Below are 16,567 nucleotides of genomic sequence, written 5' to 3' on the forward strand. Positions count from 1 at the left end.
GGGGCTGGGGTGGCCGGCGGCGTCCGCCCGCCAGACCCGCCAGGCGCCGCGGCGGCGGCCGCGCCCCGCCGCCGCCACCGTCAGCAGCGCGGTCAGCCGGGCCCCCGGCCATCCCGCCACGTCGTCCAGCCGGGCCGAGGCCCAGCCGAAGCGCAGGTAGCGGGGCGAGCGATGGCCCACCATGGCGTCCAGGGTGTTCACCGCGCGGAACGCCAGCAGTCCGGGCGCACCCGCCGCCGCACCCCACACCAGCGCGTTCACCACCGCGTCGGCGGTGTTCTCGGCCACCGACTCCACCACCGCACGGGCGATCTGCTGCTCCGTCAGCTCCCGGGGGTCGCGGCCGCAGAGGTAGGGGAGCCGCTCCCGCGCGGCCGCCAGGTCGCCGGACTCCAGCGCTTCGCCGATCGTCCGCGCCTCGCGGACCAGGGACGCGCCGCCGAGCACAGTCCAGGCGGCCCCGGCGGTGAACAGCGCCGCCCCGGCCGGGGTGGAGCGCAGAGCGCGGTCGGTGCACCGCGCCGCGACGGCGACGGTACTCACGCACAGCGCGGTGAAGACCACGCCGACATCGCGCCGGTCCCGCCACACCAGCCGCTCCAGCGCCCCGGCCGCCCGCCCGAACCCGGCCACCGGATGTCCGCGCCTGGGATCGCCGAAGGCAGCGTCGGCCGCGTAGCCCGCTGCGAGCCCCAGGGCGGTCGTCGCCCGCACCGCCGTCAGCCGAAGATCTGGGCAGCGGCGGGGACGACAGCTGGAGGTGGTGACGTGACGGAAGCGCGCATGGCGGTGGATGTCCTCACTCAGGGTCCGCGCCCTGGATCGACGAACCGGGGGCGAGAGTCTCCTGGCTTCCGGATCGACGCGCTCCCGGGCCTTCCCGCAGCTGCCGCGACCTGGACCAGGTGCGACCGCCGCCGTGGCCGTCGTTCGAGAGCGCTCCCCGGTGACAGTGGCGGGACCGCGCCGGACTGGGGGTCTCCCCCTTCACCGGCTTCCTCTCCATGCCTCCGTTTGGCCTGCTGATACCACCACGCCGCCGGACCGAGCGTCAACCGGCGGCGGGCCCGTCGACGCAGTGCTCCAGCAGGTCGGTCAGGCTGCCGTGGCCGTCCCAGCCGGGGTCACGGCCCGTCAGCGCCGCGCCCAGGCGGCCCCACAGCACCGGATCGGTCCCCAGGATCAGCGGCGCCTGCTCCGCCAGTGTGGCGAGCGCCACGCGGGTGGCGTGCGGCAGGTCGTCGCGCTCCAGCGCACCGGAGAGGTACATCAGCACCCGGGCCGCGGGGGCGGTGCGTATGAGCAGGTCCGCACCGTCGAGCAGACCTGCCCCGAGTGCGCCGTCCAGCAGGTGGGCGACCAGGCCGTCGCTCAGCCTCCCGAAGCCCTGGGTGCTCCGGGCCCGCAGGAGCCGGCCGGGGCCGTCCAGCAGCTCCAGGTCGTCGGCGGGCCGGAGCAGCGCGAGGTTGCGCTGCAGCACGTCCTCCGGCGTCTGCGGACGCTGTATCAGCCGGGCCCAGGAGGTGAACGGCCGGGCGGCGTGCTCGGCCTCCAGCAGGTCCCAGTCCACCTCGAACGGCAGCTCGTCGAAGAGCCGGTTGTACGGACCCGGCCACCGCTGCGCGTCGATCCGCCGCATCCGGGCCACCAGCCGCTCCGCGCCGAACTCGGCGTCGGCCCTGGCCTGCAGTGTCGCCAAGGGGTCCGGGGACGCCAGCGCCTTCCGGCAGTCCTGCACCAGCGAGGTCGAGACGCGCCCGGACCGCAGCAGCAGCGCCAGCCGCTCGGGGTCGCCCTGGCGCAGCAGGCCCAGGCAGCCCAGCAGTTGGTACGGCAGCTCCGCCCTGGGGCCGGTGGCGAACCACCGTTCGATCTCATCCGGGTCCTGGGACCGGTACGGGGCGACGCCCTCGGGCGCGGTCCGGGTGCCGGTCCAGCGCTGCCACTGCTCCTGGTAGTACGTCAGCAGCTCGGCGGTGCCCTCCGGCAGCCGCGCCAGCACGGCCGCCCTGACCCCGGCCGGGGCGTAGTGGAGCAGCGCCTCGCCGGCCGCCCACTCGTAGCAGACCGTGTTGCGCAGGGTGTCCCGGTCGCAGGGGACCACCAGATCCTGATCCACCGTCGTCCCGGCGGCCCGCTGCAGCAGCTCGGCCCAGGTCGGCAGCGCGTCGCCGCCGCCATCGCCATCGCCTGCGGCCGGGACCCGACCGGCCGCCGCGGTGCCCGCGCAGGCGCCCGCGGCGGTGAGCAGCCGCAGCCAGGCCTCGGCGTCCTGGCCCAGCTCCCGGGCCAGCAGGTCGGCGATCAGCGGCTCCAGCGCCAGGGCCAGGGCCGTTTTCCGGAGCTTGTAGCTCATCGGCAGGGTGTAGCGGGCGGGCACCACCGCCAGCAGGTCCGGGCCGCGCACCAGACCGCGGGCCAGCGCGGTGTCCGCGTAGTCGGCGACGTCCTGGTCCGGGCCGGCGGCGGACGCGTCGGTGCAGTACCGGCGGAAGGTGCTGGTGACCAGCTCCCTGGTGTGGCCGCCGTAGACCTGGTCCGGCCGGGGCAGGCGGACCGCGTCGCAGGCGTCGAGCAGCCAGGCCGGGGTGGTCCAGTTGGGCAGGTCGTAGGAGTCGGTCGCCAGCAGGGCGTGCAGTACCTCGCGGTCCGCCGGCAGCGGCGGCTGGGCGTCGCCGCAGGCCCGGCGCAGCAGGTCCAGCGCCATCAGCGCCGACTGCGCGACCCTGGGCTGCGGCCGCCGGGGCGTGGGACCGGGCGTGCGCGCGGGCGCGTTCTGCTGATCGCGCTGCGGTTCCTCCGCCGATCCCCGCTCCGACCCCTCCTCCGATTCGGCCGCCTCCGTGACCGGACCGCTGACCGGACCGCTGACCGGACCGCCCCCCGCCGGCGGTTCGGGGGCGGGCCCGGCCACCCGACCCGCCGTCAGCACCAGCTCCCGCAGCGACCCCGCGAAGTCGGGCAGCAGCCCCCGCAGCACCGCCCAGGCCTCCGGATGCCGCTCCGGACCACCGCCCAGGCCCTGCTCGGTCTCGACCGCGAAGTCCCGCAGCAGCTCGTCCGGCACCAACTGGCGGTCCGTGCACCGGTGCAGGACGTCCAGCGCCCGTCGGGCCGGCCTGGCCACCGCGAACAGGTCGGCCGGGTCGAGCAGGCCCTCCTCGACCGCCGCGACGGCCCAGCCGGCGGAGCCGGGGGCCAGGGGTTCGGTGGCGAGCCGTTCGGCCGGCGGGGTGAACAGGGTCCGCCGACCCTCCCGGCAGCCGCCGTTCTCGCCCGGCCAGGCCCAGTTGACCAGGGTGAGCCGGAACAGCGCCCGGTCCTCGTCGGTGGCCTCCTCGTGCCGCAGCAGCTCCTCCAGTGCGTAGGGGGAGTAGGGCGAGGCCAGATGGCCTGCCACGATCGCCCGGAAGTCCTGTGCGTAGGGCTCGTTGAGCAGATCGCGGGCGGTGTCGGAGCCGGTGGTGGTCTGCAGTCTGCGGACCAGGGCGGCCGGGTCCTGGTACTGCTCGCCGGAGCTCCGCAGCAGCTCGGCGCCCTGCTCGTCCGGCAGTTCCAGCGCGGCGTCGACCTGCTTGAGCACCCGGTCCTTCAGCCGCCGCCTGAGCCCGGGGTCGGCCGTCATCGCCCGTACCGCGTCGGCGCCGTGCCGTTCCCACACCCGTAGCAGGGCGACCTGCTCGGCCACCCCGCGCACGCCCAGCGCCAGGCCGCGGGCGGTGAGGACCGGATCGCCGCAGCCGATCAGCGGGGCCAGGATCCGCCGGTCGTCGCCGCCGGCCGGCACGCTCTGCGGATGCCGCCGTGCGATCAGCCGGCGCAGCGACGGGGTGCTGCGGGGATTGGCGAACAGGGCCGCGTCCACCTCCGGGTCGGCGAGGTCGGCCAGCCGTTTCAGCAGTCGGACGCCGAGCCTGGGACGGCCGGCCAGCGCCGCCCTGGCCCGGGTGTCGCCGTGTGCGATCCCGGCCTCGACCAGCCGCGGTGAGGCCGTCGACCCCGAGCCCAGCAACTGCTGCACCAGTGCGTCCGGCAGCGTGGGCAGCAATCGTCCGAATCCCTCGGGCGGCAGCCGGTCCAGCAGGAAGGCCAGTGCGGTCAGCACGCCAGGGCTCGGCGGGTACCACTCCTCCGGGCCGACGGCGGGTCGGGACCGGGCGGCGAGCAGGTCGGGCAGGGTGCCTCGGTAACCGGAGAGCTTCTCCTGGAGGCCCTGCCAGTGCTCGGCGTCGGTGCCGAGGAACTCGGCGACCAGCGCCCGCAGTTCGGCGTCGAGGAGCCCCTCGGGATCGTCGGCCCCGGCCAGCATCCCCGGCACCAGCCGGGCCGGGCGCGCCTCCCTGAGCAGTTCGGAGGCCAGTTGGGCGTCAAGGCCCCCGGCCTCCCTGGCGGCCGCGACCAGCTTGCCGAGCTGCGGCTGCCGGGGGGCCTCCAGCGAGGCCCGCACGGCGGCCGCGGTCTCCGCGGCCCCGGGCCCCTCGGGCGCCCGCTCCCCGGACCGCAGGACCCGCTGCAGCCACTCCTCCTGTGCGGCCCGCTCGTTGAGAGCTCCCACGGCACCCCCCGAAACGACTCCGCCGGACCGGTCCGGTCCGACGGAGTCCATCCGATCACATCCCACTGACAACACCCTCCTCAGGCGGCGTTGTCCTTGCTCGGGGGCAGTTGCTGCGGGGTGCGGACGATCCGCAGCAGTTCGACGGTGGGCGACCCGGAGTCGGACGACGCCGGCGCCGGTGCCTGGAGCGGGCCCAGGACCGGTCCCGGGAGCACCTGCCCCTGGACGACCTGGCTGAGGACGACCTGCTCACCGGGGCTGGTGGGCGGGCGAAGGACATGGTCTTCGAACCACGACATGCCCAGGATGACGAGCAGGCCGATCGGAGCTATGACGACGCAGAGAAGGACAGACATGGGCACCCCAGGCGGTCAGTGCTGCTGCGGTCTTCCGACTACCCCCGGATCCCAGCGTCAGCCACCGCCACCCGTTCCGCATCTCGGGGAGTCCGCAACCGACTGCGGACAGTGAGACGCCACGCCCGCGTGGGTGCCGCCCGCGTCAGTGCCGCCCGGACACCGCGTCCGCGACCCGGGCGATCGGCGAGGTGGTCGCCCTGCCGCCGCGTTCCTGCCGGTCCGCCGCGTGGTAGGCGGCGTACATGCCGTGCACCCCGATCCAGCGCAGCGGTTCCGGCTCCCAGCGCCTGACCCGGTGGTTCACCCAGGGCAGCGCGGTCAGACCGGTGTCGGACGCACCGGCCGAGACCTCGCGCAGCACCAGGTCACGGAGGGTCCGCGCGGCCAGGTTGGTCGTGGTCACCCCGCTGCCGACATAGCCGCCGGCCAGGCCGAGACCGGTGGCCGGGTCCAGCTCCACCGTCGAACACCAGTCCCTGGGCACCCCGAGCACCCCCGACCAGGCGTGGTCGATCCGGGCCTGCGCCGCGGCGGGGAAGAAGTCCACCAGGATCGCCCGCAGCTGGTCCACCGTCTTCTGCGCGGTCAGCCCGTCGTTGTCGGTCCGCGAGCCGAAGCGGTACGGCACGCCGCGTCCGCCCAGGGCGATCCGGTCGTCGGCGGTGCGCTGCGCGTACATGTACGCGTGCGCCATGTCGCCCAGGGTCTCCCGGCCGGACCAGCCGACCGCCTCCCAGAAGGCGGGCGGCAGCGGCTCGGTGACCACCATCGAGGAGTTCATCGGCAGCCAGGACCGCCGCTCCCCGCGCAGGGCCGAGGTGAAGCCCTCGGTGGCCCGCAGCACGAACCGGGCCGAGACGGTGCCCCGCGCCGTCACCGCCTTCGCCGGTGTGCCGGAATCCCCTGGCACGCTGCGGCCTCCGGGAAGAATGGCGGTGACCGCCGTGTCCTCGTGGATCGACACGCCCATCGCCTCGACCGTCCGGGCCAGGCCGACCACCAGCTTCGCGGGCTGGATCCGGGCCCCGTGCGGGGTCCAGGAGGCGCCCAGGACGCCGTCCACGTCGATCCGCGCGGCGGCCTCGGCCGGGCTCAGCAGCTCCAGGTCGGTCTCGCCGAAGGAGTGCTCGTTCTCCACGTAGGCGCCCAGCCGCTCCAGTTGGGCGGGGGTGCGGGCGACCTCCATCGTTCCGCCCTCGGCGATGTCGGCGTCGATGCCCTCGGCCGCGCAGACCGCGATGACCTCGTCCACCGCGCCGTTCATCGCCTGCTGCATCGCGATCGCGCCGGGCTTGCCGTACCTGCGCGCGAAGACTCCGCGGCCCGCGAAGCCGTTGTAGAGCCAGCCGCCGTTGCGGCCGGACGCGCCGTAGCCGCAGAAGCGCTGCTCCAGGACGGTGACGCGCAGGCTCGGATCGGCCTGCTTCAGGTAGTACGCGGTCCACAGACCGGTGTAGCCGCCGCCGACGATGCAGACGTCGGCCTCGGCCGAACCGTCCAGCGGTCCGCGCGGGGTGGGGAGCCCGATGGCCGAGTACCAGAACGAGACACCGCCGTTGGCGGTGGCGGACGTGCCCACGGGAGACCTGCTTCCATGCTGCGGGTGGCTGCGGATAGTGCCCGGCACGCTACCCACGCCCCGGACCAGCGGCAATGCGCACTGTGTCAGAGGTGTGCCGCCGACCCGGACACTCCGTCGGATGGCCGCGCACCACTGGCGCGTGCCGCCCCGGAGTACTGGGATGGGGCCCAGCGGGTATGGACGTCGTACCGGCTCGACCGACCGACCGTGGGGAGCGAGATGCGCTGGGGACGAACGGCTGTGCTCGCCACGGTCACCGCTGTGGGCGCCGGTGCGGCGGCGCTGCTCGCCGGACGGGTGGTCTCCGACTTCTCGGTCCGTCCCCGCGGCGCGGCACCGGCAGCGGCCGGCGGTCTGCGGGTGCACTCCCTCGCCGCCGGGCGGGTCGAGCTCACCCGCTCCTGGGAGACCCAGCGGCCCGGCCGCTACGCCCTGGAGTGGAGCGACGGACACGCCGTGGTGGGCGACGTGGTCGGCACCACCGCCCAGACGGTGGTGCGCCGGCTGGAGAGCGCCGGGACGGACGGCGCCGACCCGCTGTCCGTCGGCACCACCGTGCGGATCACCCCGCAGGTCCTGACCGGCGACCCGCGCTCCGCCCTGGGCCTCGAGTTCTCCGAGATCCACGTCCGCGGCGAGCTCGGTCCCATGCCCGCCTGGTACCTGGCCGGTGTGCGCGACCTGTGCGTCATCGCGGTCCACGGCATCGGCGCCGACCGCCGCCAGGCGCTGCCGCTGCTGCCGATGCTGACCCGGCTCAAGGCGCCGGTGCTGGTGGTGACCTACCGCAACGACGAGGGCGCGCCGCGCTCGTCCGACGGCCTCACCCACCTGGGCGAGACCGAGTGGCGCGACGTGGAGGCGGCGATCCGGTTGGCGGTGGACGGCGGCGCCCGCCGCATCCTGCTGTACGGCTGGTCGGTCGGCGCCACCATGGCGCTGCAGGCGGCGGCCCGCTCCGACCACCGCGAGGCCGTCCGCGGCCTGGTACTGGACTCTCCGGTGCTGGACTGGCAGGACACGGTGCGCCGGCAGGCCACCCGGCGCGGAGTGCCGGGACCGCTGGCCGAGTTGGGCATGCGGGCGGCCCAGGGACGCTCCTCGGTCGACCCGGCCGAATTCGACCGGATCGCCCTCGGCGACGGCCTCACCGTCCCCGTGCTGCTGCTGCACAGCGCCGACGACACCGTCGCGGCCGTCGGCCCGGCCCGGGCGCTGGCCCGGCGGCGCGAGGAGCTCGTCGTCTACGAGGAGTACGCCGGCGCCGAGCACGAGGCGCTGTGGAACGCGGATCCGCAGCGCTACGAGGCGACCCTGCTCAGATTCCTCACCCCTCTCCTGTGACCCTTCCGTCACCATTCCGGGACCCTCCGGACCCCGCCGCGCCTGGGGATGTGACAACTGGCCCGCGGACGGGGAAGACTGCACGGCGTGACGTCCCGGAATTCGCGTGACCGTACTGGCCGATCCGAGATTTCTGGCCGACCCGACACCGTCGGCGGGCGACAGGAGGGTGCGCCCGCGAGGGTGACCCGGCTGCCTACCGCCGCCCGCCCGCCGCAGCCACGCGCGGCCACCTCAGGCGGCATGGGCAGCACCGGCGCGGCAGCGCGCTCCGGCACGCATGCCCGCCGCACGCCCCCCGCTGGGCTGCCCGGCCCCGCCCAACTCTCCCCGCTGGCCCGCAGGCTGCTCGCCGACGCGGTCCGGATCGCCCGCTGGGCCGGCGAACTGCCCAACGTGGACCGGCGCGGGGACCTGCTGGAGGGCGACGTGGTCTCGGCCGGGCGCGCCCTGGCGATGACCCATGACGCCGCCGTCGCCTCCTGGGAGCGGGCCCGGCTGGCCGGCCTGGTCGAGCTCCGCGGCAGCGGCGCTGGGCCCGGCTGGCGGCTGCACGCCTGGGAGCACGACGACGAGGCGGTGCTGCGCGGCTGGGCGGCGCTGTTCGACGCCTGGACGCTGCTGGTGCCGGTGCCCGACCGCACGCTGACCTCGCTGGCCGGGCTGGCCGTCGACCACGCCCCGCAACTGCTCTCCTTCCTGCACCTGGTGGACGGCCCGGTGCCGCTCACCGAACTGCTGGAGCTGCTGCGCCGCGGTCTTGAGGAGCAGTGGCACGGGGGCGTGCCGCCCGCGCTGGGCGCCCCCGTACCGCACGCCGCCTGGGCCGTCAGCGCCGTCCGCGGCGACAGCGCGCTGGCGCTGACGCTCACGCCCGGCGCGGCCGAGGTCGCCGGGGTGCTGGACTGGATGCTGGACGGCTTCGCGGCCGTCGGCGCCGTGGTCCGGCGGGAGGCCCCCGACGCTGATGTCTGCGCCGAGCTCACCCCGCTGGGCCACTGGGCGGTGCGCGCCAAGCTGGAGGAGATCTGCACCGTCGCGCAGACCGCGGCCGGCCACATCGAGCAGTCCGCGCTGGAGCTGCTGACCGCCTGCGCCCAGTACTCCCCGGGCCCGGCCCGCGCCGAGTACCGGGCCTGGCTGGCGGCCCGGCAGGCCGAGAGCGCGGTCGCGGACCTGCTGGACGTGGCCCGCGGCGAGGACGCGCTGCTGCGAGGGCTCGCGTTCGAGGCGCTGCGGGTCGCCGGGCACCCGGCCGAGCCGGCCATCAGGGACAGCGCCGAGGAGCCGCTGCTGCGCCCCTACGCGCTGCTCTGGCTGGCCGAGCAGACCGACGAGGAGGTGCTGCCCTCGGACGTGCTGGACCAGGTCGACGCCGCCTGGCTGTGGGTGGACACCGGTGCGGCCGTGCTGGAGCACGGCGACACCGCGATGCTGGTCCGCCACGTCCAGGGCGCCACCGACGGCGACCCCGGCCGGCTGTTCGCGCTGGCTCGCCGGATCGGCCACCCCCGGGCCGGCCAGGTCCTCGCCGCGGTGGCCTCCGCCCACCCCGACCCCGGGGTGGCCCGGGCGGCCCGCCGCAGCGCCTTCAGCGTGCACGAGGGCGGGCGCTGAGAGCGGGCTCCGGCCTGGGCACCGGAAGCCTCCGCCGACGGGTACGGTGTGTGGCAGCATTCCGGTGAGGAGAGTGGACATGACAGCCGAAGGACGGATCAATTCGCCCGCTGACGCAGTCGCCGATTCCCGGATCCAGGCCTTCGGAGTGCTGCTGACCGCCGCGAACCGGCTGGAGCGGCTGCTCGGCTCGGCGATGGAGCACGAGAGCGGTCTCAGCCACCCCATGTTCGAAGTCCTGCTGCTGCTCGCCGCCAAGCCCGAGGGCGCCCCGATGGGCGACCTGTCCCGCCGACTGGTGCTCACCAGCGGCGGGGCCACCCGGCTGATCGACCGGATGATCGCCACCGGACTGGTCCAGCGGCAGCGCTCCAGCGCCGACAAGCGGGTCCAGGTGGTCACCCTCACCGCCGAGGGCGCCACCCGGCTGGTGCGGGCGGCCCGCAGCCATGTCGGCGAACTCGATCGCCATGTCTTCGGCGTGCTCCCGGCCGAGCAGGCCGGCGCGGTGGTGGACGGCCTGGACCGGCTCAGCCACCACGCCCTGGAGGCGCTGCCCCCGCTGGGCTGAGCCGCCGCCGAGCCTCGGCCGAGCCGCGGTCAGGTGTTCCGGCCGCTCCAGTAGCGGACGTCCCCGGGCGCGCTCGGGTAGGGCGCGGCGGCCTTGAGCCGGCGCAGTACCGGCCCGGTCTCCACGTGCTGGACCGCGTCCAGCGCGGAGATGCTGGTGGTCAGATAGGTGTAGAAGGCGGGGATGTCCTTGCAGACCACCACCGCGTGCAGATTGGTCGGCCCGGTGGTGGCGCAGCAGAAGGCCACCTCGGGATGGGCGGCCAGGTCGCGCCCGGTGCGGGCCAATTCGGACGGGGACACCGACAGCCAGAGCATGGCGACGGTGTTCAGCCCGAAGATCCGCCGGTCGAAGTCGACGTCGAGGTAGAGCACCCCGCTCGCCGTCAGCTCGGCCATCCGCCGCCGCACCGAGGTCTGCGAGAGCCCACTGGCGGACGCCAGTCCGGCCAGCCCGGCACGGCCGTCCTGCTGCAGCAGGGCCAGCATCCGGTCGTCCGCCTCGTCCACCGCCTCGGCGGGCCGCGGCGCGGCCGTGGAAGGCTCCGGGGCCAGCTGCCGCACCTGCTCCGCCGTCAGCGTGTCCAGCTTGCTCACCAGGCTGAGCGACTCGCCGAAATAGGTGTGCAGCACGCAGTACGCGGTGACCCCGACCACGCTGCGGGTCTTCGGCAGCCGCTGCAGCAGCAGCGAGTCGCCGCGGTCGTTGCCGGAGCGGCTCACACAGGTGATCTCGGTGCCGCCGGAGATCAGGCTGATCCACGCGGTGTCGTCTCGGCGGGCCAGCGCCTCGGCCACCGGGGCGGCCCCGTCCGGGGTGCACTGCACCCTGATGATCCACTGGACCTCGCCCAGTACGGCCGGGCTGGTCAGGCCCATGATCTGGAGCGCGCCCCGGCCGCGGAGCCGGGCGTAGCGGCGTGCCACGGTCTGGTCGGAGACCCCCAGGGCCTGCGCGATCCGGCTGAACGGGGCCCGTCCGTCCAGTTCGAGGGCGCGCACCAGCTGCCGGTCCAGCCGGTCGTACTCGTGGGATTTCACCGTCACAGCCTACGCAATGTCGAGATCCGCCGATAACGGGCCGCTGATTGGGGCACCGACCGGTCGGCCCCTGATGCTGGTGCCATGCGTAAGTGGATACCCCTCATCGCCATCTGCCTCGGCACCTTCATGCTGCTGGTCGATGTCAGCATCGTGAATGTCGCCCTGCCCGACATGGCCTCCGACCTGCACTCCTCCTTCACCTCCCTGCAGTGGGTGGTGGACATGTACGCGCTGGTGCTGGCCGCGCTGCTGATGGTCGTCGGCGCCCTGGGCGACCGGCTCGGCCACCGCCGGCTCTACCTGGCCGGGCTGGCCGTCTTCGCCCTCGCCTCGCTCGCCTGCGGGCTGGCGCCCGATGCCGCCACCCTGATCGCGGCCCGCGCCGCCCAGGGCGTCGGCGGCGCCGCGATGCTGACCTCCACCACCTCCCTGCTCAACGCCGCCTACCAGGGCCGCGACCGCGGCACCGCCTTCGGCATCTGGGGCGCCGTCAGCGGCGGCGCCGCGGCCGTGGGCCCGGTCCTCGGCGGTCTGCTCACCGGGCAGATCGACTGGCGCGCGATCTTCTACGTCAATCTGCCGATCGCCGCGCTGGCCATCGTGATGACCCTGCGTCATCTGAAGAGTGATCAGGGCCACGGCCGGGGCCGCCTGGACTACCTCGGAGCGATTGCCTTCACCGCCTTCTCCGGCGCGCTGGTCTACGCCCTGATCGAGGGCGCGGACCAGGGCTGGGGCAGCAGCACCGTGCTGACCTGGCTCGGCGTGGCCGCACTGGCGCTGGTCGCCTTCGTCCTGGTCGAACTGCGGGTCCCCCACCCGCTGCTGGAGCTGTCGCTGCTGCGCAACCGCAGCTTCGTCGGACTGACCCTGGCCGCGCTGCTGATCAACGCCGCCGCCTTCGCGCACCTCACCTACACCGGCATCTGGATGCAGTCGGTGCTGGGCCTCAGCCCGATCCAGGCGGGCCTGGCGATCTGCCCGCTGGCGCTGGCCGCCTTCGTGGTCTCCGGCAACAACGCCCGGATCTTCCGCAAGGCGCCGCCGCAGCTGGCGATCGGCCTGGGACTGCTGCTGGTCGGCGCGGGCGCGCTGCTGATGACGCTGGTCTCGCCGGGCTCCTCGTGGACCGCCGCGCTGCCGGGCCTGATCGTCAGCGGTCTCGGCGTCGGCGCGGCGATGCCGGTGATGATGTCCGCCGCCCTGGGCAGCGTGCCGCGCGAGCGGGTCGGCATGGCCAGCGGGGTGGTCAACACCGGCCGTCAGCTCGGCTACGCCCTCGGCATCGCGGTGCTCGGCACCTTCTTCGCCAACCGGGTGCAGTCCTACGTCACCGGCCACGGCCACCTCGCGGATCCGCACGGGACCGCCTCCGCGCTCAGCGGCGGCCGGGCCCAGGCCGTGCTGGCCGGGGTCCCGGCGGACCGGCGGGACGCCGTGCAGGGGCTGGTGCACTCCGCCTTCGCCGCCGGACTGGACCGGGTCTACCTGATCGCGGGCGTCACCGGCATCGTCGCCGGACTGCTGGTCCTCGCCCTGGTCCGGCGCGGCGAGCCGGCGCCCTGGGAGCGCAAGCCGGAGCCGGCCGGGGACCAGACGGAGGCGGCCCAGCCCAGCAAGGTGTCCTGACCCGTCGCACGCCGAAGCCCCCGGGTCCGCAGTCCGCGGACCCGGGGGCTTCGGGGCGGTGCAGGGCTGTCAGCTGACGCGGGACTCCGCGCGGCGGGCCCGGACGTCGCCGACCTTGCGGCGGATCACCATCAGCGGCGCCATCAGCGCCAGCGCGACCTGCAGGGTCGCACCGATCCTGAGCAGCGTCTCGCCGCCGGGCACGCCGGTGGCCCAGGCGGCCAGGCAGCCCATGGTCACCACGATCCAGCACAGCGTCGCCGTCGCCAGCACCCCGTGCGGCTTGGGGTACTCGACCCTGCTGACCATCAGTCCGGCCACCGCGACGATGCCCAGCACGGCCAGCACGAACGGGGGGTTGAGCAGCACGATCGAGATCACCGTCAGCGCGCCCATCGGGCAGGGCATCCCCTGGAACACCCCGGGCCGCATCGTGGTGCAGGAGAACCTCGCCAGCCGCAGCACCACCGCGAGCAGCACCAGGATCGCGATCCCGGCGGACACCCGCTGGTGCGCCCCGTCGGCGACCATGCCCCAGACCACGACGAAGTAGGCCGGCGCGATGCCGAAGCTGATCAGGTCGGCCAGGTTGTCCAGTTCGGCGCCCAGCGCGGAGGAGCGCAGCTTGCGCGCCACCAGGCCGTCGAACAGGTCGCACATCGAGCCGATCAGCAGCAGCATCACCGCGGTCGCGGCGCTGCGCCGGTCGCCGGTGGTGGCGACCCCGGTGAGGTGCGGGATGAGCACCCCGGTGGTGGTGCAGTAGACGGCGAGGAAGCCGCAGATGGCATTGCCCAGGGTGAACATGTCCGCGGTGGACAGGTGCTGCGGCGAACGGGGCGCACGCAGTTCGCGGTCCCGCATCCAGCGCAGCCGCCGGGCCGCGCCGTCCCTGTCGTCGTCGGACTCCTGCAGCGTCTCCGGGTCAGTCACGGTCAAGGCGAGTCACCCCAGCCGTGGTCTTCTGGCCGACCTGCACACCGGGCTCGACGCCCGCGGGCAGGTAGGTGTCGACCCGCGAGCCGAAGCGGATCAGGCCGATCCGCTCGCCCTGCTCGACCTTGGTCCCGGCCGGCAGGTACGGGACGATCCGGCGGGCGACGGCCCCGGCGATCTGGACCATCTCGATGTCGCCGAGCTCGGTGTCGAAGTGCCACACGACCCGCTCGTTGCGGTCGCTGTCCTTGTTGAACGCCGGGACGAAGCCGCCGGCCACGTGCTCGACCGAGGTGACGGTGCCGGGCAGCGGCGCCCGGTTGACGTGCACATTGAGCGGGCTCATGAAGATCGCGACCCGGGTGCGTCCGTCGGGCCAGGCGTCGATGCTCTGCACCACGCCGTCGGCGGGGGAGATCACCCGCCCCTGGCCGATGGCGCGCTCGGGGTCGCGGAAGAACCACAGCATCCCCGCGCTGAGCGCGGAGGCCGGTACTGCCGCCAGGGCCCACTTGCCGCTGCGCCGGGTGAGGGCGGTGCAGGCGGCCGCGGTGAGGACCGTGGGGGCAAGCCAGGGCGAGCAACCACGTGCCAGCGTGACACGGGGACGGCTCGCGGATCGGTGGGACGGACTGAGGGGCATCGAAGACCTTTGTCGCGGGGGCCCGGGAACGGTATGGACGCCGAGGGTACCGGCGTACGGTGACCGCGCGAGGGGCCGCGTGATCGAGGGGTTCGGGGACGTATCTGTCCAGGGGTGGATGCTATCGGCAGCAGACGGTCACTAGGCAACCTCCAGGAAGCCGGGAACCGCTCCACGGCCTTGCCCCTTACTACGAACGTAGAGGTGCCGACCCCCTGGGGCCAAGCGTTTCGCCGGATCGGTGACAACTCTCTCAGGAATGGTCAGGGGCTCGCCGAGGGCGAAGGGGGGCGTGCGAAGGATCCCGCGCGCCCGGCCGATCGGGGGCCCGAAGCACCTACTCCGGAGTATCGAAGGCAGAATGAGGAAATCGGCCGAAACTCTGTGGTTCCGGCCGATTTTCACCCTGCCCGAGGCAGGGTGTCTCACTCCCCGAGACGGTAGTCCTCGAGCAGCCGCCGCCCGATGATCATCTTCTGAATCTCCGCAGTACCCTCACCGATGAGCAGCATCGGCGCCTCCCGGTACAGGCGCTCGATCTCGTACTCCTTGGAGAAGCCGTAGCCGCCGTGGATCCGGAAGGAGTCCTCGACCACCTCCTTGCAGTACTCGGAGGCCAGGTACTTCGCCATTCCGGCCTCCAGGTCGTTGCGTTGGCCGGAGTCCTTCTTGCGGGCGGCCATCACCATCATCTGGTGCGCCGCCTCGACCTTGGTGGCCATCTCCGACAGCTTGAACTGGATCGCCTGGTGCTCGGCGATCTTCTTGCCGAAGGTGCTGCGCTGCTGGGCGTAGCGGATCCCCAACTCGAAGGCGCGCTGGGCGACGCCGCAGCCGCGGGCCGCGACATTGACCCGGCCCACCTCGACGCCGTCCATCATCTGGTAGAAGCCGCGGCCCGAGGCCCCGCCGAGCACCATGTCCGCCGGGACGCGGACGTCCTCCAGGATCAACTCGGTGGTGTCGACGCCCTTGTAGCCCATCTTCTCGATCTTGCCGGGGACGGTGAGCCCCGGAACGCTCTCGTTCGGCCCGAAGCCCGGCGTCTTCTCGATCAGGAAGGTGGTCATCGACCTGTGCGGCGCCGTGCCCTCGGGATGCCCCTCGTCGGTCCGGCAGAGCACCGCGACCACGGTCGAGGTGCCGCCGTTGGTCAGCCACATCTTCTGGCCGTTGATGACGTAGTGGTCGCCGTCCCGGACGCCCTTGGTCCGGATCGCGCCGACGTCCGACCCCAGCCCCGGCTCCGACATCGAGAACGCGCCGCGGACCTCGCCGGTGGCCATCCGGGGCAGGAAGTGGTCCTTCTGCGCCTGGGTGCCGTGCTGGGCGATCATGTACGCCACGATGAAGTGCGTGTTGACGATGCCGGACACCGACATCCACCCGCGCGCGATCTCCTCCACCACCAGGGCGTACGTCAGCAGCGACTCGCCGAGCCCGCCGTACTCCTCCGGGATCATGAGCCCGAACAGGCCCATCTCCTTCATGCCCTCGACGATGGCGGCGGGGTACTCGTCCCGGTGCTCCAGCTCGGTTGCGACCGGAATGATCTCCTTGTCGACAAAGCTCCGAACAGTGCTGAGGATGTCCTGCTGAATCTCGGTGAGGCCTTCGGTCTGAGCGAGGCGTCCCATGGCTGGCTCCTGAGGGGGTGCGGGTGCCCCGCGACTGTGGCAGCAGCCGCAGGGCACCCCGTCTGAGGGAGGGAAGAACTGGAGGTCGGGTACTGCTAGGGGCGCGGGGAACTGCGCGAACAACCGTCTGCGGTCCGCACCGTCACGCCAGGGGAACCGGCCGCCCCGGCTGCTCCCCGCCCCGTTCCTTGATGTACTGCTCGGTCGGAACCATCACCTTGCGCCGGAAGACGCACACCACCGTGCCGTCCTGCTTGTACCCCTTGGTCTCCACGTACACGATCCCCCGGTCCGACTTGGACTTCGACGGCGTCTTGTCCAGGACCACGGTCTCGCCGTAGATGGTGTCGCCGTGGAAGGTCGGCGCGATGTGCCGCAGCGACTCGACCTCCAGGTTGGCGATCGCCTTGCCCGAGACGTCCGGCACCGACATCCCGAGCAGCAGCGAGTAGACGTAGTTGCCGACCACCACGTTCCTGCCGAAGTCGGTGGTCTCCTCGGCGTAGTTGCTGTCCAGGTGCAGCGGGTGGTGGTTCATGGTCAGCAGGCAGAACAGGTGGTCGTCGTACTCGGTGACGGTCTTCCCGGGCCAGTGCTTGTAGACCGCGCCGACCTCGAACTCCTCGTAGGTGCGCCCGAACTGCATGG

The 16,567-nt window shown here is 73.5% G+C and carries 13 protein-coding genes and 1 riboswitch; of the genes, 4 read left to right on the forward strand and 9 right to left on the reverse strand.

What is annotated here, in order from left to right; all coding sequences use genetic code 11:
• The 4 genes from TR46_RS17795 to TR46_RS17810 form a co-directional block, all read right to left on the reverse strand.
• On the reverse strand, positions 1-723 hold a 723-nt coding region (locus TR46_RS17795), incomplete at its 3' end, for a cobalamin biosynthesis protein (protein ID WP_439654367.1).
• A gap of 95 nt (positions 724-818) precedes the next feature.
• A riboswitch (cobalamin riboswitch) is annotated at positions 819-1,027 on the reverse strand.
• A 24-nt stretch (positions 1,028-1,051) separates the two neighbouring features.
• Positions 1,052-4,555, reverse strand: a complete 3,504-nt coding sequence (locus TR46_RS17800) for a hypothetical protein (protein WP_152626550.1) — start codon at positions 4,553-4,555, stop codon at positions 1,052-1,054.
• Between the two features lie 80 nt (positions 4,556-4,635).
• Complete coding sequence (locus TR46_RS17805) at positions 4,636-4,914, reverse strand: hypothetical protein (RefSeq protein WP_042401813.1); 279 nt, start codon at positions 4,912-4,914, stop codon at positions 4,636-4,638.
• A gap of 145 nt (positions 4,915-5,059) precedes the next feature.
• The gene (locus tag TR46_RS17810; protein WP_042401816.1) at positions 5,060-6,496 is read right to left on the reverse strand and encodes an NAD(P)/FAD-dependent oxidoreductase; all 1,437 of its coding nucleotides are present in this window, start codon (positions 6,494-6,496) and stop codon (positions 5,060-5,062) included.
• A 222-nt stretch (positions 6,497-6,718) separates the two neighbouring features.
• Between TR46_RS17810 and TR46_RS17815 the strand changes: the two genes are divergently transcribed.
• From TR46_RS17815 to TR46_RS17825, 3 genes are all read left to right on the forward strand, one after another.
• On the forward strand, positions 6,719-7,843 hold the full coding sequence (locus TR46_RS17815; protein WP_042401819.1) for an alpha/beta hydrolase family protein: 1,125 nt from the start codon (positions 6,719-6,721) through the stop codon (positions 7,841-7,843).
• Between the two features lie 183 nt (positions 7,844-8,026).
• Positions 8,027-9,460, forward strand: a complete 1,434-nt coding sequence (locus tag TR46_RS17820; RefSeq protein ID WP_084718648.1) for a hypothetical protein — start codon at positions 8,027-8,029, stop codon at positions 9,458-9,460.
• Between the two features lie 79 nt (positions 9,461-9,539).
• Positions 9,540-10,031 (forward strand): MarR family winged helix-turn-helix transcriptional regulator, encoded by a 492-nt coding sequence (locus TR46_RS17825; protein WP_042401822.1) that lies wholly within the window; start codon positions 9,540-9,542, stop codon positions 10,029-10,031.
• Positions 10,032-10,060: 29 nt separating this feature from the next.
• On the opposite strand, the gene TR46_RS17830 is transcribed toward TR46_RS17825, so the two are convergent.
• Positions 10,061-11,071, reverse strand: coding sequence for an Lrp/AsnC family transcriptional regulator (locus tag TR46_RS17830; RefSeq protein ID WP_042402046.1), 1,011 nt, complete (start codon positions 11,069-11,071; stop codon positions 10,061-10,063).
• Between the two features lie 84 nt (positions 11,072-11,155).
• Here TR46_RS17830 and TR46_RS17835 point away from each other — a divergent pair, with 84 nt between their 5' ends.
• Positions 11,156-12,703, forward strand: a complete 1,548-nt coding sequence (locus tag TR46_RS17835) for an MFS transporter (protein ID WP_042401825.1) — start codon at positions 11,156-11,158, stop codon at positions 12,701-12,703.
• A gap of 69 nt (positions 12,704-12,772) precedes the next feature.
• Here the strand turns inward: TR46_RS17835 and TR46_RS17840 are convergent, their stop codons facing one another.
• The 4 genes from TR46_RS17840 to TR46_RS17855 all read right to left on the reverse strand — a co-directional run bounded on the left by TR46_RS17840 (position 12,773) and on the right by TR46_RS17855 (position 16,565).
• Positions 12,773-13,642 (reverse strand): CDP-alcohol phosphatidyltransferase family protein, encoded by an 870-nt coding sequence (locus TR46_RS17840; RefSeq protein ID WP_439654366.1) that lies wholly within the window; start codon positions 13,640-13,642, stop codon positions 12,773-12,775.
• Positions 13,629-14,282 carry a phosphatidylserine decarboxylase gene (locus TR46_RS17845; protein WP_042401827.1) on the reverse strand — a complete coding sequence of 218 codons (654 nt, stop codon included), beginning with the start codon at positions 14,280-14,282 and terminating at the stop codon, positions 13,629-13,631. The genes TR46_RS17840 and TR46_RS17845 overlap by 14 nt, the downstream gene beginning before the upstream one ends.
• A gap of 425 nt (positions 14,283-14,707) precedes the next feature.
• Positions 14,708-15,919 carry an acyl-CoA dehydrogenase family protein gene (locus TR46_RS17850; RefSeq protein ID WP_042401830.1) on the reverse strand — a complete coding sequence of 404 codons (1,212 nt, stop codon included), beginning with the start codon at positions 15,917-15,919 and terminating at the stop codon, positions 14,708-14,710.
• Between the two features lie 142 nt (positions 15,920-16,061).
• Positions 16,062-16,565 (reverse strand): MaoC family dehydratase, encoded by a 504-nt coding sequence (locus tag TR46_RS17855; protein WP_042401833.1) that lies wholly within the window; start codon positions 16,563-16,565, stop codon positions 16,062-16,064.
• Positions 16,566-16,567 lie beyond the last annotated feature (2 nt).

This window comes from Streptacidiphilus carbonis, assembly GCF_000787775.1.
In the GTDB taxonomy this organism is placed as follows: domain Bacteria; phylum Actinomycetota; class Actinomycetes; order Streptomycetales; family Streptomycetaceae; genus Streptacidiphilus; species Streptacidiphilus carbonis.